This is a genomic window from Tsuneonella deserti, assembly GCF_014644315.1.
GTDB lineage: Bacteria > Pseudomonadota > Alphaproteobacteria > Sphingomonadales > Sphingomonadaceae > Tsuneonella > Tsuneonella deserti.
Genome location: NZ_BMKL01000001.1, coordinates 960,989 through 981,188, shown reverse-complemented (window position 1 = coordinate 981,188; position 20,200 = coordinate 960,989). Strand labels below are relative to the sequence as shown.

Annotated in this window: 14 protein-coding genes; 9 read left to right on the top strand and 5 right to left on the bottom strand. The window is 60.8% G+C overall.

The features are described from left to right. Nucleotides 1–231 precede the first annotated feature (231 nt). The 4 genes from IEW58_RS04530 (at nt 232) to IEW58_RS04515 (ending at nt 5,636) form a co-directional block, all read left to right on the top strand. Nucleotides 232–1,782, top strand: a complete 1,551-nt coding sequence (locus IEW58_RS04530; protein WP_188644035.1) for a hypothetical protein — start codon at nt 232–234, stop codon at nt 1,780–1,782. Next, nucleotides 1,775–2,470 carry a hypothetical protein gene (locus tag IEW58_RS04525; protein ID WP_188644034.1) on the top strand — a complete coding sequence of 232 codons (696 nt, stop codon included), beginning with the start codon at nt 1,775–1,777 and terminating at the stop codon, nt 2,468–2,470. The genes IEW58_RS04530 and IEW58_RS04525 overlap by 8 nt, the downstream gene beginning before the upstream one ends. Beyond that, nucleotides 2,467–3,060 (top strand): hypothetical protein, encoded by a 594-nt coding sequence (locus tag IEW58_RS04520; RefSeq protein WP_188644033.1) that lies wholly within the window; start codon nt 2,467–2,469, stop codon nt 3,058–3,060. The genes IEW58_RS04525 and IEW58_RS04520 overlap by 4 nt, the downstream gene beginning before the upstream one ends. A gap of 494 nt (nt 3,061–3,554) precedes the next feature. Further along, nucleotides 3,555–5,636 (top strand): prolyl oligopeptidase family serine peptidase, encoded by a 2,082-nt coding sequence (locus tag IEW58_RS04515; RefSeq protein WP_188645665.1) that lies wholly within the window; start codon nt 3,555–3,557, stop codon nt 5,634–5,636. 150 nt (nt 5,637–5,786) lie between these two features. Here the strand turns inward: IEW58_RS04515 and IEW58_RS04510 are convergent, their stop codons facing one another. Continuing rightward, nucleotides 5,787–6,764: a hypothetical protein gene (locus IEW58_RS04510; protein WP_188644032.1), complete on the bottom strand. Its 978-nt coding sequence runs from the start codon at nt 6,762–6,764 to the stop codon at nt 5,787–5,789. 372 nt (nt 6,765–7,136) lie between these two features. Between IEW58_RS04510 and IEW58_RS04505 the strand changes: the two genes are divergently transcribed. The 3 genes from IEW58_RS04505 to IEW58_RS04495 all read left to right on the top strand — a co-directional run bounded on the left by IEW58_RS04505 (nt 7,137) and on the right by IEW58_RS04495 (nt 10,668). After that, complete coding sequence (locus tag IEW58_RS04505; RefSeq protein ID WP_160610713.1) at nt 7,137–7,667, top strand: DUF421 domain-containing protein; 531 nt, start codon at nt 7,137–7,139, stop codon at nt 7,665–7,667. 67 nt (nt 7,668–7,734) lie between these two features. Next, the gene (locus tag IEW58_RS04500; protein WP_160610714.1) at nt 7,735–9,063 is read left to right on the top strand and encodes a DUF2254 domain-containing protein; all 1,329 of its coding nucleotides are present in this window, start codon (nt 7,735–7,737) and stop codon (nt 9,061–9,063) included. 225 nt (nt 9,064–9,288) lie between these two features. Next, nucleotides 9,289–10,668 carry a mechanosensitive ion channel family protein gene (locus IEW58_RS04495; protein WP_188644031.1) on the top strand — a complete coding sequence of 460 codons (1,380 nt, stop codon included), beginning with the start codon at nt 9,289–9,291 and terminating at the stop codon, nt 10,666–10,668. Nucleotides 10,669–11,272: 604 nt separating this feature from the next. Here the strand turns inward: IEW58_RS04495 and IEW58_RS04490 are convergent. The 4 genes from IEW58_RS04490 to recG all read right to left on the bottom strand — a co-directional run bounded on the left by IEW58_RS04490 (nt 11,273) and on the right by recG (nt 19,170). Continuing rightward, on the bottom strand, nt 11,273–12,598 hold the full coding sequence (locus IEW58_RS04490; RefSeq protein WP_188644030.1) for a Xaa-Pro dipeptidase: 1,326 nt from the start codon (nt 12,596–12,598) through the stop codon (nt 11,273–11,275). 135 nt (nt 12,599–12,733) lie between these two features. Continuing rightward, complete coding sequence (locus IEW58_RS04485) at nt 12,734–15,220, bottom strand: M1 family metallopeptidase (protein ID WP_188644029.1); 2,487 nt, start codon at nt 15,218–15,220, stop codon at nt 12,734–12,736. A gap of 581 nt (nt 15,221–15,801) precedes the next feature. Then, the gene (locus IEW58_RS04480) at nt 15,802–17,100 is read right to left on the bottom strand and encodes an NRAMP family divalent metal transporter (protein WP_188644028.1); all 1,299 of its coding nucleotides are present in this window, start codon (nt 17,098–17,100) and stop codon (nt 15,802–15,804) included. A gap of 9 nt (nt 17,101–17,109) precedes the next feature. Next, the gene (gene recG / locus IEW58_RS04475; protein WP_188644027.1) at nt 17,110–19,170 is read right to left on the bottom strand and encodes an ATP-dependent DNA helicase RecG; all 2,061 of its coding nucleotides are present in this window, start codon (nt 19,168–19,170) and stop codon (nt 17,110–17,112) included. 131 nt (nt 19,171–19,301) lie between these two features. Here recG and IEW58_RS04470 point away from each other — a divergent pair, with 131 nt between their 5' ends. After that, complete coding sequence (locus IEW58_RS04470; protein ID WP_188644026.1) at nt 19,302–19,814, top strand: hemerythrin domain-containing protein; 513 nt, start codon at nt 19,302–19,304, stop codon at nt 19,812–19,814. A 45-nt stretch (nt 19,815–19,859) separates the two neighbouring features. Further along, the gene (locus tag IEW58_RS04465) at nt 19,860–20,135 is read left to right on the top strand and encodes an FAD assembly factor SdhE (RefSeq protein ID WP_188644025.1); all 276 of its coding nucleotides are present in this window, start codon (nt 19,860–19,862) and stop codon (nt 20,133–20,135) included. Nucleotides 20,136–20,200: the final 65 nt, after the last annotated feature.

Below are 20,200 nucleotides of genomic sequence, written 5' to 3'. Positions count from 1 at the left end.
TAGACGAAATGAATGGGATGAATCCGTTCGTCTGATACTAGCTCTACCACTCAACCGCAAAGATATTTTCGGATGCGGAGGACGAACAGAATTGGGCATGCCAGTTAGCCTCGCTCAAGCAAACTTCCTAAACGCCGGCAGCAACCTTTAACTATTTGTTAGTTTTTAGGCGCAGAAAAAAAGCAATTTCCAATTTGGCAAATTGAATGTGAAGTTCCTACAACCACATTCATGAGACATGAATCTACATCTTCCTTGGGCTTATCGGACGCGATCATAGAGCGCGTTATCAATGGGCTTGAGCCTAAAGAAAAGCACTATCTCCAATTGGTGGATGTGGCCCACGAGAAAGATGCCAAAGGTCGTTTAACGAAGAAAGCCAAGAATGCGAGGCAAGCTCTCCGCAACAGTTTTCTGAACAAGACCCACGTGGGGCGCGTCAAGCAGCTGAACAACTTGGCGACGCTGGAAGCCATGGAAGAGCGAGACAGCGCCCTCAAAAATTTCGTTGCCGCCGAGTTGGCCTATTCGCGAATTCGTCTTCAAGGCGACTTGCTCGACGGAGCTCAAGATGGAGTTCCAAAGTCGCGAGAGGCGCCCGATGAAACGCTTCATGACGCAAACGCGAAGGCCTTCGTAGCAGCCTTGCTGGAAGAGGGCGTTCCCCAAAGCGCGTTCTCGCGGATTGTGAAAGAGGTCATTGGTCCCATCGCTGAGATAATGAAATGGGCAGCCAAAGATCCCGGCTTCGAAGACCCTCGTAACCTCCTCCGGTGCATGGTGCAGTCGGGTTTCCTCGAGGCCTACTGCCAACGCATGGACCTGACTGAGCTCATCGGCGAGGATGCGATGACACTGCTTGGGGACATCGCAGAATACGAGCAAGATCCTGCGTCCTTTGAAGCACATCGTGAGCTGGAGAAGCGTCGAGGCAAACCACTGGACGTGTCCCCTCGGCTGGCGGCTGGTCTGCTGCGATTACATCAACTGCATAGCGATCTTTCGGAGAACCAACGGAGAGCGATGTGGTTCGCCGCCGATCACCGCTGGAGCAAGCAAGCAGTTTATCTCACGCGCATTCTTGGGCTGAGCCCTACTTCGATCCAAGACATTCAAGGCGTTCTTTCGGCGGTGATGTGCCTTCGCGCGTCGGACGACAAAGCAGAACACGAGCAGGAACTGGCGCTTGTTGTCTATGACCTCATCACGTTCATCGACGACCTGGACTGGAACTATGTCCCGTATGAACACTGGCCAATTAGGTTCGCAGCCGAGGCTCTGAAAAGCGATAGGGTCGCATCGCGGTCACTCCCGAACGAGCAGGCCTATAACCATCTGTTGGCTAAGCTTCTGGAGCGGAGCAGGCGGGGCAAACAGTATGATGCTGACGAGCTCGATGACGAAGATTCGATACGCGAGCAAATTCGGCATGTCATCATTGCTCAGCAGCACGCGGAAAGCATCGGAGCTGTCGAACATTTCGTGGGCGAGCAGTTTAAACCTGAGCACCTGCATTATCTGACCGGCTACGAGACGGGTGTCGTAGACGCCCGGGAGGGACCAATTGCTGTCCCTCCTGCTGATGCCGACGAACAGGAGCTAGGTTGGTCACGCGCGGATCATGAGGCCGCCGATATCCCCTCGCCTCGGCCAGCCCCAGATGATCAAAACATGCAGCGGGCGACGAGCGTGTCACCGCTTCATCAACTGAAATCACTTGGCCCTTCGCTTCCCAAGCTGCCCACCATGGCGGACCTCTTCAAGGATGATGACGATGAATGAGCTTACGACAAATCGCGATCAATTCGTTGCCCGGCAGTCCAGAACAATATCAGCAGCCTTAGGTGAGCAGCGACCCCCGTCGATGGGACAGCATCCGGAAACCGTCATCATTTGTCGCAGAGCCGGCGGAGTCGGGGTAGATACGCTGGCCGCCCTGTTTGTGATGTCACGCCCGGACGCTCAGCTCGTTCAGGTGGGAGGTGCGAAAGGACCCGCGTTTCGCAGCCACGCGGCGGAGCGCCGCAATTATCTGCAGATCCTGGACATGCAACCTGGCGCTGTAATCAACGCCCGGTTCGCACACCCGGAGTTGCCGACGGTCATCTTGATTGACCAGAACCTGCTGCGACTAGTTCCAATGCTGAAGGGGATGCTTGACCAGACCTCTTTCGGTGAACGCACGATGATCTGGTATGTGCTAGACGAACACGAACAAATGGCTGCATTCGCCAAAGAATGGTCGCGCACAGGACTGCCCTCCCCAAAGATATTTCGTCGACCCGTCGATTGGTTTGCCGAGAGCTCCGACGATGCAATCCCAATGCCTTGGCTTCCGAAGGGTCTGCAAGACGGGTTCTACCAGCGGTATCTTCCGCTTCGCAGCGCCAGCGAAGAGGCCGAGCCGGGTGATGCTGCCCAGTTTGTCATCGCCGTGCAGGCCTTCCGCGAGCAATTGGCGAACATATGATGAGCCCTGTCGATAAGTGGTGGGCCTACCACTTTGGCCGGGAAATCACACCGGGCGAACGGCTGCGTGTGCTTCGGTTCGCGCGGACGCTGGGGGCGAAGAACCCGCTGTTCATGCTTGTCGCTTCGGTGATCTACTCGACTACCGAAACGCTCAAGGCAGACGAACAGGCGCTACTTAGAATTGGTCCTTCGGTCGGCGAACTTCTCAACAACATCAGTCGGGTTGTCAGCAGCGCCAGCCACTCTGCTGCCATGGCGGCCCAAAGCGCTATGGCGGCGACTGAAGAGGTTGCTCGGGCCGAGGCTACCCTTGTAGCTGCCTACACCCTGATGCAAGAAAGGTCCGATCGGCAGGCGAGCATCTGGTGGCAGCTGCGCCGCCGTGGCTTGGAATTGACCGCCACTTTCGCCTTGGCATTCCTCGGTAGCTATTTGGCGATCAAAGTTGCTTCGCCGACCGCTTCACCCCTGGCCAACACGCAACAGAGCGGCGAAGCGTTCGAAGTAAATTCCACCGGTAGGTGGAACAATGTTCCGACTGCCATCGAGACTTCCGAACCGGACACCAGCCCCGATCTGGATCGGTGATGGTGTCGGTTGAATCATCCCAGCACTAACGGACTACGGCTGCGGGATCTCTCGACCTCCGCGGTAATCCCAACGGAGCAGATGACGCTCTGTCTGTCGATCATTTCAAGTGGCCCTAATCCGCGAAGTGGGACCGATCTCAGGCTTGCGATTGTGGCGCGTGACATCGATGTTCGCGCGGCCATTTGATCCAACGACTGCCAGAGCTTGCGCCTGCGATCAACCAGTTGCTGGGCCGACGTCTTTCCCGATCCCAGCCCCGTCAACTGAATGTCCAGGGCCGTCATCACTGCAATCAACGTCGTTACTGAACGGACAAGCGTGTCCGAAAGTAGGCCGCTTGCTGCCAGTCCGCTTTCGATTGGCAGAGTCCCGGAAGCTGCCACCTTGCGTTCCCCTGTGTAGTCGTTTCAGCGCAATCCGAATTCGTAACGTGCGATGCTTGCCACTGGTCTTGTTGCGAGTAATGATCGGAGCACCAGGGGGTGACCATGATGCGTTCCGTAATGCTCGCCGGCGGCTTTGCGCTTGGTGCACTGTCAATGCCTCTACTCGCTCAGGAGACGGCGAACGCAGATGGGCCCGTGAGCGCTTTTACCGGCGCCGACTTATTTAAGCTTGAAGCTGCCAGGACTCCGCAGGTTAGCCCTGACGGGCGCGAGGTCGCCTATGTTCGTCAGATCGGCGACATCATGACTGACCGCAATCGCCCTTCGATCTGGCTCGTCAATACCGCCGATGAGCGACAGCGGCCGCTAGTGACGGGCGCGGGCGGCTACACCAGTCCGCGCTGGTCGCCCGATGGTTCTCGCATCGCTTATGTGTCGAGCGACGAAGGCGGAGCGCAGTTGTGGGTCAAGTGGCTCGACTCCGGGGCAGCGAGCCGGATCACCAACCTGCCCGATCCGCCCGAAAGCCTCGCGTGGTCACCAGACGGCCGGCAGATCGCGTACACCATGCGCGTGCCGGGCGAAGTATTGAAGCTCGGTGAAGCGCCCGACAAGCCGGAAGGGGCGCACTGGGCTCCTCCGCTCGAGGTTTACGACCGCGCAACGTACAGAACCGATGAAGGCGGTTACGTCAAGCCGGGCCACACACGCATATTCGTGGTGGCCTCCGACGGAGGTGCGCCGCGCCAGGTATCGTTCGGCACCTTCGACGACGATGGTCCGGTTACATGGACTCCCGACGGCCGAACCCTGGTGTTCCACTCTATCCGGCGCCCCAATTGGCAGACCGATTTCAACAACCAAGACGTTTATGCCCTCGACCTCGCCAGCGGCGCGATCCAGCCGCTGACGACCCGCGATGGGCCAGACGCCAACCCTCTGCCGTCGCCCGATGGCAGCCGCATCGTCTATTTTGGCTACGACGACACTCGCCGCGCATACGAGAACACCGAGTTGTACGTCATGAACCGCGACGGCAGCGGCCAGCATTCGTTGAGCGGACCCCTCGACGTTTCGATCGACGATGCCCGCTGGAGCCCCGACGGACGCTCGCTTGTCGTGTCCTACGATCGCGAAGGCGTCAAAAGGCTCGGCAGGCTCGGCCTCGATGGCAAGCTGCAGGAACTGGCGAGTGGCCTCGCGGGAGCCTCGCTCGACCGGCCGTACACTGGCGGAGACTTCGATGTCGGAAGAAACGGGACCATAGCCTATACTGCGGGTGACACGGCGCATCCAGCCGACATCTTCGTCCTCAAGGGCCGCAGTGGCGAGCGGCTGACGCGGCTCAACGACGGCTGGCTCCCGGCCAAGGTCCTCGCGCCGGTTCGCAAGCTCGAGGTGACGGCGCCCGACGGCAAGACTATCGACGCCTGGCTAGCCCTGCCGCCGGATCGCGCCGTTGGTCAGCGGGTGCCGCTCATTCTGGAGATCCACGGGGGGCCGAACACCGCCTATGGGCCGATGTTCTCGACCGACGTCCAGCTCTACGCAGCCCACGGCTACGCGGTGCTCTACACCAACCCGCGCGGCTCGACCTCCTACGGGGAAGCTTTCGCCAAGACGATCGACCGCGCGTACCCGGGCGAGGACTACGGCGACCTGATGGCCGCCGTCGATGCCGCCATCGCCTCGGGAGTCGCCGATTCTGACAATCTGTTCGTTACCGGCGGCTCGGGCGGCGGTATCCTGACGGCATGGATTGTCGGCAAAACCGATCGCTTCAAGGCAGCCGCGGCGCAGAAGCCGGTGATCAACTGGACCAGCGAGGCGCTGACGATGGACGGCGCGCTATTCACCAGCCGTTACTGGTTCGACAGTCCGCCGTGGGTAGATCCTGAGCCTTACTGGAAGCACTCGCCGCTAAGTCTGGTGGGCAACGTCAAAACGCCGACGCTCGTGGTGGTCGGCAGCAACGATTACCGGACACCGGTGAGCGAGGCCGAGCAATACTACACCGCGCTGACGATTGCTGGCGTCCCCACCGCCCTCGTAAAAGTGCCCGAAGCAGGCCACGGCAGCATCGCCGGCCGACCAAGCCAGGCCGCGGCGAAGGCCGCTGCTATACTCGCGTGGTTCGATCGATATCGCGAGCCGGCGAAAGCGGCTGTCTCTGCTTCCAGCCACTGATCTTAGTTCCTGCTATCAGCAGGTTGTGGGCCGGTGGCGGACTGGCCGCTTTTGGTGACCCGAGCATCGTAAGCTGACCTTCCGCAAACGACCCCATTGCGGACGTTCATGTCAGCAGAGACATTGTGCACCTAGCCGAGCCTTTTGCGGCTATTGGGAACCGCCCATCGACCCAGGAGGCGGCGGGGGCGGCGGGGGCTGAACGTAGCCCTCCGGCATCGGCGAGGGTGGAGGGGGATTGAGGACGCTTTCCTCTGATTGGAAATCGAGCTGACGGCCTTTTTCGCCTGTTCCATCTACCAGCACAATCCGGTCCGCTCCGGTGCGGATCACTGCCGGGTTGGAGGTCAGCATTTTCATAACCGCGCTCGGTCCATTTCTTGTCGACCGAGCCACGGTGGGGCAATCACTTAAGTCGACATCTTCTGTTGCTGTGAGCCGTGCGTCTGCGGTCCAGCGAATAGGGATCGGCAGGTTGGGGCATTGCGACCACGACAGGCGCCTACGCTCAATCGTTACAACACCTTGGCTATCTTCGATTCCGATTCCGGCCGAGCCCCAGCCGTCGTAAGTGGTGGACATTTGCGGGACCCAGCGCCCTTCAATTTCGCCGAAATCGGGCTTGTTGACCTGAAGCCAGAGATCTGGCTCAACGAGCACCAATTCGCCCCCCTCGCTCCTCAGGAAAACGCGCCCCGGTCCCATTTTGCGAACTTCGGGGTTGCTGCCGAAGAAGGCAAAGAAGCGCCCGTCGCGTGCCTGGCGAACAGGTCCGCACCCTTGCAGTGTCTGCGAGCGTGACCCGTCGCCAGTATCATGCAGGATGCCATCTGGTCCAAGAGATGCTGAATTACCGGACTGATTGCACCCGACGCTGTAGGTTAACCGGTGATCGTCGATTTGGAGATAAGCACTGCGCCACGGCGTGCCATTTCGCCATGAGGGTTCGAAATCTCCGAACCGCTCTATGAGCCAGAACCCTTCGATCTCACGCAAAGATGTCAGCAGCCGCCTCTGCTCGTCGCCTGTTGTGTCAGAAGCGCTCTCCCTGTGATCTGAAATGTCGCAAGCCGCCATGGATGCGCAGCATGCGCAGGCGAACAGGGTATTGCGAATAGAGGGGACCATTCTAATACGAACCCTTGAAAGGTGATCTAGCTCCGACCTATCGAAAGTGTCGTCCCCATTCCTTTACTCTATCGCGTTGCGGCCCGCCTGGGCTAAAAGCCGACTGTCGTGAAACCACCCAGTATCCGACGTTGACGACCGGCTTTGTCGAGCCTGAGAGCCGACTGTCGGCTTCGGAATCCTCCTGGTCAAAAACCTGCCTGTCGGCATACGACCCCGTTGCGGACATTCAGCCGACTCCAGATCATTGGCGAATTACGCCCGTCATCTGGCAGTCGGGTGATACCGCACCTGTGGGCTAACCCTGAACCAGAGGGCGGTGGCTAATTGAACCCCTCTGGAACCTCTCACTGGTCCACCCCTTTTGAGAGCATGTTATTCGACGGTTTCCATTCACTACTCCGGATAACCCTTGGGGCGATCACCGCTTACGCAGCATTGATCATCTTCCTGCGCATCTCTGGAAAGCGCTCGCTCGCAAAACTTAACGCCTTTGACTTCGTTATCACTGTCGCCTTGGGCTCCACCCTTGCAAGCTTCATACTCAGCAAGGATGTTTCATTTGCGGACGGGTTGTTGGCGTTAGCCATCTTGCTTGGGCTGCAATATGCCATCAGCCGTGCGTCCATCGCTTCTGATAAGTTTGGAAGACTTGTGCGCTCACAGCCCCGGCTCCTGTTGAAAGACGGGCTGTTCGACGAGGGCGCTTTGCAGGAGGAGCGCGTCACGCTCGCGGAGGGCATGGCGGCCATCCGCAAGCACGGGATCGGCAACCCCACAGACGTTGCGGCCGTGATACTAGAGACGGATGGCAGCCTGAGCGTAATTGCAGCTGTGCAATCTGATCAGCTGACCTCGTTGGAGGATGTAAAAGGCTTTGAACCGAGCGGAGGACGTCGGTGACTAGATATGGTGCTTGTCTATTATTCCACGCCCCGACCTTCGGGCGGCCCCAAGAACGGCATGCTTCATGAACGGCCGGCTGAGAGCCAGTATCTACATGTTGCGCTCAAGCTATTGGTTCATCCCATCCATGATGGCCATTATCGCCATCGGGCTCGGCGTGGTGATGATATGGGTCGATGCGCGGTTCAGTCACGGGTGGATCGAGGGACTTAGTTGGTATCAGCAGGTGCGGCCTGAAGGCGCACGCGAAATCCTGTCGACGATCGCCGGGTCGATGATAACCGTGGCTGGTGTGGTTTTCTCAATCACTATCGTCGCGCTGTCCTACGCTTCCAGCCAATACGGCCCACGTGTTCTCACGAACTTCATGAGCGATCGAGGTAACACAATTACGCTGGGCACGTTTATCGCGACGTTTCTCTATTGTCTTGTAGTGCTCCGGACGATCCGGGGCGGCGACGATGCCTTCGTCCCTCAGTATGCCGTTTTCGTGGCCATGCTTCTCGCAGGCTGCTCGATTGGGGTGCTGATTTATTTCATCCATCATGTCCCTCAAAGCATCCACATCAACCACGTCGTAGCTCGCATCGGAGAGCAGCTCATCGCCGATACCTCGGAGCGGTTCCCCGCACGAATTGGTTTAAAGCCCGACGGCTCCCACGTGGGTCACGCGGTGCCGGCCACCCACACCGTGCAGGTTTTCAGCAACGAGGCGGGTTACATTCAAAGCATAGACGAGGACGGCATTCTTGGCCTCGCCACCCAAGCCGACGCACTCATCAAACTAGAGCTTGGCCCCGGAGACTTCACCTCGGCGGGACGCACGCTCGCCGAGGTGACCTATTGGAAGCGCTGGGACCAAGAGCGGTCTGATCAGTTACGCGCGTGTTTGACGGTCGGGAAAAAGCGCACGCCTGAGAACGATTTGCTGTTTCTGGTGAGCGAGCTTGTTGAGATTGCAGCTCGCGCATTGTCACCAGGAGTGAATGACCCGATGACCGCTGTGACCTGCCTCGACTGGCTCGGCGCAGGGGGCGCAGAACTTGCTGGTCGCGAAATGCCCGATGCTGTGCGGGTGGATGAGGCGGGGCGCCCTCGTGTAATCGTGCAGCCCAACAGCTTTTCAGAATTTCTGGCAGAGAGCTTTAGCAGGTTGCGAAGCTACGTAGCCGGTGACGTTATTGCGAGCCTGCATTTTCTGGACGTGATCGGCATCCTGTCGAAAGCTTGCCTGTGCCGTGAACAGATAGACGAGCTCAATGCAGAGTTGACGCTGCTGATTGAACAGGCCCAGGACCGCCTAAATGGCCCAGGGCTGCGCGCCGTCCAGGAGCGCGGGAAGTTGGTCGAAGCAACCCTTAAGCATCGTGCACAATCTGTCACTTTCGCTTAGACATCGAAGTTGTTTAGCAATCGGCCGGGTGGCCTCAGTTGAGGCACGCCAAGATTTCCCACGAGACGAGCTTCAGAACGGACCAGCGATAGCGGGCTGCGCTGATCCCTTCAGCTTTCGCAGCTTGTGGGTGAGACTGGCTTGGAGCTTACTTCAATGCGGGTTTGCTCAACGACACGCTTCCGGGATACCGACACACGATCCTTCATGGGATAAAGTCTGTCTATGAAGTCCGCCCTGATCTTAGCTGCATTTGTCTTCAGCCTCGTCAGTTATCCCTGTGGCGCGCAAAGCGGGCCTGTGGCGGGAGTGGACCCGTCCCCCATTGCGTCTTCCCCCGACGGCACGGCTACGATTTCGTCAACTGAGGCCGCAAACCAGGACAGCGACATCGCCTCGCGACTGCAGGGCATATACCGCGAGCTGGATGGTCTGGAGCCGACCCAAGTGGCGGTCGACTCAGGCGTTGTCGTGTTGTCCGGCTCGCTTGTTCAGCCGGGAGACATCGACCGAGCTCGGCAGATCGCGCTACGGGTCGACGGCGTCGTCGCGGTGCAGAACAATCTCAAGAAATCTGGAGACGTGTCGGAGACACTGTCTCCGGTTGTGGCGCGGCTCAAGGAGCGCCTCGATCAGATAGTCCAATTTCTGCCCCTTTTAGCGATCCCGCTGATCATCATAGTGCTGTTCTGGCTCTTGGGAAGCGCGCTTGCACGCGCGCGGTCTTTCTGGAACCGGATATCACCCAACAGCTTCCTTGCCGACCTTTTGGCGACGACCGCGCGACTGCTGGTGATCGTGACGGGCCTTGTCATCGCACTGGACCTTCTGGGTGCGACGACCTTACTTGGCGCGATATTGGGGTCGGCAGGTGTCGTCGGTTTGGCCATCGGTTTCGCCGTAAAGGATACGGTCGACAACTACGTCAGCTCTATCATGCTATCGATCCGGCAGCCTTTCCGTGCCCATGATCATGTCGTGATCGGAGACCGGGAGGGGCTTGTGATCCGTCTAACCAGCCGGGCTACGATCCTGATGACGCTAGAGGGCAACCACCTCCGCATTCCCAACAGCACCGTCTTTATGTCCGAGATACTGAACTACACCCGCAATTCGGAAAGGCGGTTTGAATTCACGCTCGGGATTGATGCCGAAGATGATCCTGGTGAGGCTATGAGAGTAGGCATCGATCGCTTGAGTGAGTTACCATTCTTGCTGCGTGATCCTGCGCCGAGTGCGCGGCTGGATGAGGTTGGCGATAGCAATATAATACTAAAATTCCTCGGCTGGATCGATCAGACCGAAACTGATTGGTTCAAGGCCCGAAGTGCGGCAATCCGCGCGGTGAAGATGGCCCTGGAAGCGCAAGGCTTTGGGCTCCCCGAACCAACTTATCGTCTCCGCTTTGATCACGGCCACCCGCTAGAGATCGCACGAAGCGGCGCACCTGCTCTCCGTAAGAAATTCAAGGGCGAGGACAAAGCGACGATGGCCGTGGATCATCAAGACGTAGCTGCCGAAACTAATATCGAAAAGAAGGTCACTGAAGAGCGCGAAAGAAGCGTGGAGGAAGATATGCTAGATCGCAGGAGACCTATCGAATAGCGCGAGGTCGAAAACAATGCTGTCATGTATCACCTCTGGAGAGGTTAACTCTCCGAATGCTCTTCGCGATTGCATTGTGCGCACGGCTCAATGGAATGGCCTCCGAGGTGAACAATTCGCCCTACTTGGGCTAGCGGTTTGTGGCACAACTCCGGGCGTTCAAAAAGGCTCGGACGATTGTCCGCTTTCCACCCAATTTGAGACGCTCACACGCGTCCCTGAATTCGCCACGAGCGGACGACGGACGGCAGGAATCGGGCCGTTGCGAACCTTCCACGGCGCGGGGGGAAAGATCGTAATGGGTAGAGCCGAAGTCCGCCAGAATCAACCTCCCTGGAGCAGGCGTAGGCGGCTCGTCTTCTATAGCGCTATTTGCGACTTGCTGTCATTTCGCTTCTGCTCCTGCTGAACTGCTTCCGGAGAGCAGTAGTTCTTCTGGCTCTCGCCAACCCCGCCGGGATGGTCCGCTCCCCACCCACTAGCGACTGCTCCCGTCTGCGGGCCAGTCTGAAACCTGGCCAGCACTTGCAGACCAATTGGGGTCGCCGGCACTGCAGTCGATTGCAGTCTGCCGGGCCCACGCGACAGCAGCGGCACTGCGCCCCTACTGCCCAGCGACAGCGCCTCCGCCCGTAACAACCCTGCCGCCCTTGATGACGATATCGACCCGCTGCAGCACTCGAACGTCGGCGAGCGGGTCGCCTGCAACGGCAACTATGTCGCCGTACCGGCCAACGGCGATCGCGCCCACGTCGCTGGTCCGATCCAGCGCCTCCGCTGCATTCTTGGTCGCCGATTGGATCGCCTGCATCGGGGTCATCCCCCATTCCACCTCCTTGGCGAACTGGAGCGCGTTCTGGCCAGCCGGAAAGACCCCGCCATTGTCGGTGCCGAACACCTGCTTCACTCCGGCATGGACGGCTGCCCGAAACGTCTCACGCTGCTTGCGTCCGATCGCGCGCTCCTTGGCGAGTGATTCTTCATGAACCCCATTCTTCGCGCCCTCCGCGAGGATGTAATCGTCGTCGTATATGTCCATCGAGAACCAGGCGCCGTGCTCTTTGGCAAGGCGAAAGCTCTCATCGTCGGCGAGACTGGCGTGCTCGATTGTGTCGACGCCGGCGCGGAGCGCGTCGTTGATGCCGCTGGTGCCGTGCGCATGCGCGGCGACGCGGAGGCCAAGCATATGCGCCTCGTCGGCGATTGCCTTCATCTCTTCAAAGGTCAACTGCTGCGCCCCAGCGGCGTCGGTACGCGAGAGGACTCCACCGGTGGCGCAGATCTTGATCACTTCGGCGCCATACTTGTGAAGCGTTCGGACCATCTTGCGGCCCGCCTCGGGACCGTCGATCACCGCCGGCTGCGGCAGGCTTGTGAAGGAAGGCGGCAGCCCTTCCGAATTGTCGCAGTGGCCTCCGGTCGAGCCGATCGCGTAGGTAGCGGGGACGATCCGCGGCCCGTCAATATACCCGCCCTCGATCGCCTGCTTCAGACCGACGTCATTGTATCCGTTTGATCCGACGTTGCGCACGGTGGTGAAGCCGGCCTCCAGCATCTTCTTCGCATTGCTGACGCCGACCGCCTGCCAGAAGCTGTCGGTATATTCGAGCCCTCGATAGCCGCTGATCGTCGCGTTCGCGTCGAGATGGACGTGCATATCGATCAGGCCCGGCAGGATCGTCCTCCCAGGAAGGTCGATCCGGGTGGCGCCGGCAGGGATCGCTGGCGGAGCCGAACCCTGCGACGCGACGGAAACGATCCGCCCGTCTGTGATCACGACAACAGGCTGCTCAACGGCCTTGGCGGCAAGCACGTCGATCATTCGGTCGGCGGTGACCACGATGGTTTCCGCCCGCGCCGTACCAGTCGTGAAGGCGCCGGAGGCGAGGCACGATCCCAGTATCGTCGCCGCCAGAAGTATTTTGCGCATTTGTCGATCCCCCAAAGTAACCTGAGAGACCGTAAGCCGCGTAAGTTGCGCCGCAACGATTATTGGCGCCGGATGTTCATCAAAAGCTCGGCTTCCGCTCATCTCGGCATAACGGCCTCCCCCGAAGCTTCACAGTCACCTTGCTGACCGAGCAATCCATGCATCCATTTCAGGCAAGACTTGAGTACTCAAGCGGTGTCGTAGTCGGATGGACTCCAGCGAACCCTGCAAAGGCTGGCGGGCATCTTCGGGCACGTTCTGGTCGATATATTTCTGCAAATCGGCGATCCGGGCCTCGTCCGATGAAAGGCCCGCGATGCCCCCGGCAATCCGCCACTGGGTGGTCTTTTCGATACCAACCTTCGGATCGGCAAGCCGCGGTACGATGAAGTCCCACGCGAGGCTTGGGTGTGCGATCGCAAGAGGGAACATCAGCGCGACGTTGGTCCCCGCCGGAACCTCGTCGCTCAGGATGACATCGACCATGCGACGGGCGAGCACGCGATCCTCCACGCCGGCGAGAGCTTCATAGATTCGCATCTTGACCAGTGGATCGTTGGTCGAACGAGCGCGCGCGAGCAGTGCATCGAAAAATTCGGGGCTCGCCTTCGCAGCTGCGATGGTCAGCGCACTACGTTGCTCGGCCGGCGTGCCGGAATCCTTCTCGATCATGGCCTTGGCGCGCGCTACTGTTTGGGGATCACCAAAACTCCCCAGCGTCTCGATCAAAGTAGCGCGCGCAATGGGCGCGTTGGGGCTCTCGCTCGGACTGGCTGTCAGTCCCAGTGAATCAAGCGCAGGACGAAGCACGCCGATCGCAAACCCCCGGAAAGCGACACGTTGGGGACCATCGACATAAGTGCGGTCTAGCCCACTGAGCATCCCGGCGATGCGCTCCCACACAACGGGTTCGGCGGTTGCCGGAACAGTGGCGGCCAGCGCCAGCAAACGGCTCGTCGGCGCGTAGTTGGCAAGGCCAAGCGCGCGAGCATCCTGGAGCAAGCCGATCTGATCAACCGGCGCCATACGTGGGAGCCTTGGGACCAAGGTGGCAAATGCCACATCGTCGTATAGCACGCGCGCGTAGGCAGTCTGACCGGCGTTCACAAGTGCGGGTGTAGGCACTGGCATGGTGGCGGCGTTGGACAAGAGTAGGTGCTGCTCCTTGCCCTCAAGCGGTGCGACAGTGAGCGGGATGCGCCAGCGAGAACTGCTCGCGTCACCCCCCGGACCCTGAAAAGTGAAACGATCCTCCGCCAGCCGTAGCCCGCTTGGGGTGGCCGTCGCGCGGACTAGTGGAACGCCGGGCTGGGTTGTAAAATCGCGTTCGATGGCGAGGATCGGCTTGCCGGACGCCTTCTGCATCACGCCCCAGAAATCGGCGTCGACTGTGTTAGCGAATGCGTGCGCACGCATGTAGCTCTGTACGCCGCTACGGAACGCCGCGTCTCCGGTCTCGTCCTTGAGCATGGTGATTACCGCCGCGCCTTTGTCGTAAGTAATGCTGTCGAAGGCTTGGCTTGCTTGGTTGGCGGTCATGATCGATTGTACGATCGGGTGGGTCGAAGAGAGTGCATCGGCCGCCTTGCCGCTCTCGAAGATGGACTGTGCCTTCAGCCCCGTTTGCCACTCCGGGTGCAGGGCGTCGGCGACATACGTCTGCATCCAGCGCGCGAACCCCTCGTTGAGCCAAAGGTCGTCCCACCAGCTCATCGTCACTAGATCGCCGAACCACTGGTGCGCCATCTCATGTGCCACCACTAGGAAAACCAGTTGGCGGTCTCCCTCGGTCCCGGCTTGCGGATCGAACAAAAGGTGGTCCTGCGAGTAGAAGATCGCGCCCCAGTTCTCCATCGATCCACCTTGGATCTGGCCCGGTGCTGCGATCAGATCCATCTTCGGGAGTGGGTAACCCACACCAAAGTAGTCGTTGTACCAATTCAGCAGCTTGCCCGCTTCGGCGAGGGAGTATTGAGCCTTGTCGGTGTCACCACGATTGACGACCACCCCCAGATCGACCCCATCGATTGTTTGGTGGACCCGCTCCCAGTCTCCGATGCCCAGGAAGAACAAGTAGCTCGACATCTTTGGGCTCTGCGCGAAGGTGACGCGGTTAGTAACGGGCGACAGGGCGACTGTTCGTGCCACCGGCATGTTGCTAAGCGCCATCCGGTCGGCGGGTGCATCGACCGTAACCGTGTAGGTGGCCTTGATCGCCGGTTCGTCCCAGCCGGGGAACACTTGCCGTGCGCCCGTCGGCTCCAGATTTGTCGCCAGTGTGCGCCGTTTGCCCGCAGCTCCCTCATAATCCATCGCGAAGAAGCCAAGGGTCTGGCGGCCGATCTTGCCGTGGTAGTCGATCGTGATGACGTGCTGACCGGGCGCCACGGGAGACGCAAAATGAAGCGTGGCCCGGCCGAGCTCCTGATCATACGCCGCGGTGGCAGTTTCCCCTGTGTCCAGCCGAACGCTATCGAACGTCAGCCCGTCGGCATTGAGCACGATGTCGTTTGTGGGCTTCCTTACGTCGACAGTGATTGCGTTGGTGCCGGTGAAGGTCAGCGCATCCAGATCAGGTCTGATGGCCAGTTCGTAATGACTTGGGACGACCGTATCGGGCAATACTTCGCGTGCAGCGCTCTGGGCGGCCGCGGGAAAGGCTGCGGCGATACTTGCGCCCGCGAGCAGGTAACTGAGCGTGATTGAACGGTGCATCGACTAGTCCCCCCAAGGTGACCGAATTGGCGGTCGATTGGATGCTAAGCTACGGCACCTCCCGTTACAATGCGGATAGCCTATCAAGTAAACAGATGGATGGGCAGGTGCTTGAAGGAACGAAACGTTCGTACGGCCGCCGCCCGAAAATGGCAGAGACGCCATCCACTATTCGGACCCGCTGATGCAACCTGAACGAATGGCGGCTTTCGGAATTAATCAGCGGCACAATGAAGGACTGGAATTAGGGCGCTTTCCTGTCGTTCAGTTGTGCCGTTTTCCCGCATTGGGTGGGCTGCAACCTAACGCTTGATTTGTGCCAAAATTGTGCCCAAGAATGTGCGCGGCGGCGCTGGTGCCGCTGATTAAATCGGCGGTTTTCAGCCTCTTCCGGCGGCCCGCGATAATTGGTCGGGGATCCTCTTTCCCCGACCAATTCTCTTCATGATACGCCGGGCCTCTGCTTTGCAGAGCGCCGCGAGGCTTGCTCAACCAACGATCAGCGAAGCGAAGAAGATGATCGTCGCGACGCCCATGGTCGCGGTTGCGGTCCACCCGCCGATCCTCTGCGCGCGCGATATCCGCACCCGGCCCATCGCTCGCCAGTTGGTCACGATGAGCATCATCACCGCCATGAGCGGGGCGGCGAGCACCCCGTTCACCACTGCCGTCCAGTACAGCGCCTTGGCCGGATCGATGCCGACGAACGTCAGCAGCGCCCCCGCCAGCGTCGTGACCGCGATCGCGCCGTAGAACAGCCTCGCGGAAAGCGGCTTGGCATCGAGGCTTCCGGCGATGCCCATCATCTCGCTCACCGCATAGGCTGCCGATCCCGCCAGGACCGGAACCGCGAGCAGTCCCGTGCCAATGATCCCGAGCGCGAACAGGGCGAAGGCGAACTGTCCCGCCAGAGGCCGCAGGGCCTCGGCTGCCTGCGCCGATGTCTCGATATCGCGGATGCCCGACGCGTGAAGAGTCGCCGCGGTCGCGAACACGATGGCCAGCGAAATGAGCGTGCTGAACGCCATGCCTGTCAGCGTGTCGATGCGGATCCGGCGCATTTCCGGGCCCGAGGCCACGGGAGTAAGGCACAGCGGCTTGGCGTGATGGCGGTGCTGCTCCTCCACCTCCTGTGCTGCCTGCCAGAAGAACAGGTAGGGGCTGATCGTCGTGCCGAGAATGGCGACCACTGCCGTCGCATATGCGGTTGTCCATTCGATCTCAGGCACCACTAGCGAGCGTATAGCCTGCCCCCAAGGCACGTTCGCCACCAGCACGACGCCAAAGTAAGTGAACAGCGACAGCGTCGTCCATTTCAGCACGGTGGCATAGCGCGAGTAGCTCAGGCCCACTTCGAGCAAGATGGAAACGATGCCGAAAGCCAGCGTGTAGACGACCGGGCTGCCCCCGGCGACCAGCGCCAGCACATCGCCCATCGCCGCCAAATCGGCACCGAGGTTGATGACGTTGGCGATCAGCAGCAGCAGGACCATGCCGAACAACAGGGGCCGCGGGTAATGCCTGCGCAAGTTGCGCGCGATACCCGCCCCGGTCACCCGGCCGATTTCCGCAGCGACCTGCTGGATGGCGACCATCAGCGGGAAACTGAGGATGAAAGTCCACGACAGGCCGAAACCGAACTGCGCGCCCACCTGGCTGTGCGTGCCGATGCCGCTCGGATCGTCATCCGCCGCGCCCGTGATCAGGCCCGGCCCCAGTCGGGCAAGGAAGGCCCGCGGGCCGCGCGGCTCTTCGGACGCTGCGCCGGGTGACGTTTCCTCCCTCATTCGCTTCGATCAACCCCCACGCAGAAGCTGCACGCCCCAATCGCGCTCGAACAGGTAAAGCAGAATGCGCGCCGCCCGGCCGCGATCGCTGTCCAGGCCGCCATCCCGTTCCATCAATAGCCGCGCGTCGTCGTGAGCGATCGGCAAAAGGCGCTGGATCTGCTCGAGGTCGGCGATTCGGAACGGGGAATCGCCCGATTGCCGCGTACCCAGCAGTTCGCCCCCGCCGCGAAGGCGCAAGTCCTCTTCGGCAAGGCGAAAACCGTCCTGCGTCTCGCGCATCAGGGCGAGGCGTTCCTTGCCCGTCTCGCTCAGGGCTTCGCCGCGCAGAAGCACGCAGACGCTTTTCTTGGAACCCCGCCCCACCCTGCCGCGCAACTGGTGAAGCTGTGCGAGGCCGAATCGCTCGGCCTGCTCGATCACCATCAAGGTCGCGTTCGGCACATCCACGCCCACCTCGATTACCGTGGTGGCGACAAGCAGCTTCGCCTCTCCGCGCGCGAAACGCTCCATCGCGGCGTCCTTTTCTTCCGGGCGAAGCTGGCCGTGGACCAGCACGACCTGGTCGCCGAACCGCTCTTTCAACGCCAGGTAACGGGCTTCCGCCGCGGCGATGTCCTCGTTTTCGAGTTCGCGCACCATCGGGCAGACCCAGTAGGCCTGGGCACCTGCATCAAGCTGGCCGGCGAGGCGTTCGACGATCTCACCCGTCCGCTCAGTGCTGATGACCACGGTATCGATTGCCTGCCGACCGGGCGGCATCTCGTCGAGCCGGCTGACGTCCATTTCGCCATACTGCGCCAGCGTGAGCGTGCGTGGGATCGGCGTCGCCGTCATCGCCAGCGTGTGGGGGGTGACCCGCCCCTTGTTGGCGAGCGTCAACCGTTGTGAAACGCCGAAGCGGTGTTGCTCGTCGATCACGACCAGGCCGAGGTTGCGGTAGGCAACCGTGTCCTGGAAGATCGCGTGCGTGCCGACAACGATCTGGATCGAGCCGTCGTGGAGCCCCATCAGGATCGCTTCGCGCCCTCGCCCCTTGTCGCGCCCGGTCAGCAGCGCAATCTCCACGCCAGTGGGCGCGAGCATCGTGCGCAAGGTCTCGAAATGCTGGCGGGCAAGGATTTCGGTCGGAGCGAGCAGCGCGGCCTGCGCCCCGGCCTCAACCGCGATCAGCATCGCTTCCAAGGCGACGACCGTCTTGCCGGCGCCAACATCGCCTTGCAGCAGGCGCAGCATCGGGGTGGACTGCGCGAGGTCACCTTCGATCTCGCCGATCGAACGGCGCTGGGCGCCGGTAAGCGGGAATGGAAGGGAAAGACGTTGGCGCAAGCCTCCGTCGCCTTGCAACGGCTGACCGCGGCGGCGGCGATTGTCTGCGCGCACCAGCATCAGCGCGAGACTGTTCGCCAGCAACTCGTCGTAGGCCAGCCGGTCACGTGCGGCCGGGTGATCGCCCTTGTGCCCCAGCCGCAGCGCGTCACTCCACCTGGGCCACTTCGCCCTTTCGTAGTGACCGGGCTCGATCCACTCGGGCAGTTCCGGAAGCCGCGCGAGCGCCTGCGCGGCAAGACCCGCGACTTTCGGCTGGGTCAGCCCCTCGGATAAAGCATAAACGGGCTCGTTGAGCGTTGCGAGCAGTCCGCTGCTTTCCTCGGCTACGTGGTCGGGGTGCACGATCTGGAGCAGCTGGCCGTACTGATCGAGCCGTCCGGCTACCCACCGCCGCTCCCCGACCGGAAGCTGCTTTCGGGCGGTGTAGCTCGCTTTCCCGAAGTAGGTCAGCGAGCACACATTGCCGAGCGCGTCCTGCGCCAGCACGTTGTAGGGTCCCCGCCCGGTCCTGCTCGATCTGTGTTCGACCACCGTCAGCGGCACGACGACCTGCTCGCCAACGCTCGCTTGGTCCAGGTTTTCGACGGCACGGCGCGTCACGAAACGGTCGGGCAGGTGGTAGGCCACGTCGCACACCCGCGTCAGGCCGAGCTTCTCCAGCGGCTTCATCAGCTTCGGCCCGACACCCTCCAGCGTCTGGACTTCGGCGAAAAGCGGATTGAGCACATCGGGGCGCATGCGGCGCTTAAATCAAGTTCCTTCGCCTGCGTCACCCCCGCCATCCACCGATCGGTATCGCGCCGTGGAACGAGTGGGCCCCCTCGTTGCTTTGGGGAGAGACAATTGTCCAACCGATGAGGGAGTCCATCATGGCCACCGAGGAATTCACCGACGCGATCGCGCTGCTGAAGAATGACCACCGCGAGGTCGAGGACCTGTTCGCCAACTTCGAAAAGGCGAGCGGCTCCGACCGGAAATGGAAGCTCGCCGAGCAGATCTGCAACGAGCTCAAGATCCACACGATACTCGAGGAAGAGATCTTCTACCCCGCTACCAAGGAAGCGGTCGAGGAAGACCTCTACAAGGAAGCCTTCGTAGAGCACGACGCCGCCAAGGTGCTGATCAACGACATCATGGAGAGCGGGGGCGAAGGCGAATTCTTTGAATCGAAGGTCGGCGTGCTGCAGGAAGAAATCGAGCACCACGTCAAGGAAGAGGAACAGCGCGGCGAAGGTTACTTCGCGCAAGTGCGCGGCAGCGATATCGATCTCGTGGCGCTGCGCGACCAGATGCTCGCCCGCAAGGAAGAGCTCAAGGCGCAGGTAGAAGCGGGCGGCCTGCCTCCGGCCGAACTGACCACGGTCGATGCGGACGCGAGCTGATTAGACGGATGACGGACCCGGCCATGGCGGTTAAGGACTGCCGCCATGGCCGAGCCGATCCCATTTTCCGAGCGCATCGCCCGCGCGCGCTTCCGCGCCTGGCACCGCGGAACGCGCGAGGCCGATTACATGATCGGCGGCTTCTTCGACCGCTACGCGAAGGACTGGGGCGAGAGCGATCTCGCATGGTTCGAGGCGCTGCTGGAAGAAGACGATGTGGACGTGATGGCCTGGGCGCTCGGAGTGCAGGAGCCTCCAGCCAATCTGGCGGGGCCGCTGCTCGAAGCCATGCGGAAACTAGACTACGTCGACATAGCCTGACCGGGAAACCGGTTGGCAAACCGGGCGTTCGACCTATCTGACACTCCTCACCTTCCCCCGCCCGA

Bases quoted from the DNA above. Each gene is read 5' to 3' on its own strand.
- IEW58_RS04530 (WP_188644035.1), top strand. From the start codon at position 232: ATGAGACATGAATCTACATCTTCCTTGGGCTTATCGGACGCGATCATA.
- IEW58_RS04525 (WP_188644034.1), top strand. From the start codon at position 1,775: ATGAATGAGCTTACGACAAATCGCGATCAATTCGTTGCCCGGCAGTCC.
- IEW58_RS04520 (WP_188644033.1), top strand. From the start codon at position 2,467: ATGATGAGCCCTGTCGATAAGTGGTGGGCCTACCACTTTGGCCGGGAA.
- IEW58_RS04515 (WP_188645665.1), top strand. From the start codon at position 3,555: ATGCGTTCCGTAATGCTCGCCGGCGGCTTTGCGCTTGGTGCACTGTCA.
- IEW58_RS04510 (WP_188644032.1), bottom strand. From the start codon at position 6,764: ATGGTCCCCTCTATTCGCAATACCCTGTTCGCCTGCGCATGCTGCGCA.
- IEW58_RS04505 (WP_160610713.1), top strand. From the start codon at position 7,137: ATGTTATTCGACGGTTTCCATTCACTACTCCGGATAACCCTTGGGGCG.
- IEW58_RS04500 (WP_160610714.1), top strand. From the start codon at position 7,735: ATGAACGGCCGGCTGAGAGCCAGTATCTACATGTTGCGCTCAAGCTAT.
- IEW58_RS04495 (WP_188644031.1), top strand. From the start codon at position 9,289: ATGAAGTCCGCCCTGATCTTAGCTGCATTTGTCTTCAGCCTCGTCAGT.
- IEW58_RS04490 (WP_188644030.1), bottom strand. From the start codon at position 12,598: ATGCGCAAAATACTTCTGGCGGCGACGATACTGGGATCGTGCCTCGCC.
- IEW58_RS04480 (WP_188644028.1), bottom strand. From the start codon at position 17,100: ATGAGGGAGGAAACGTCACCCGGCGCAGCGTCCGAAGAGCCGCGCGGC.
- recG (WP_188644027.1), bottom strand. From the start codon at position 19,170: ATGCGCCCCGATGTGCTCAATCCGCTTTTCGCCGAAGTCCAGACGCTG.
- IEW58_RS04470 (WP_188644026.1), top strand. From the start codon at position 19,302: ATGGCCACCGAGGAATTCACCGACGCGATCGCGCTGCTGAAGAATGAC.
- IEW58_RS04465 (WP_188644025.1), top strand. From the start codon at position 19,860: ATGGCCGAGCCGATCCCATTTTCCGAGCGCATCGCCCGCGCGCGCTTC.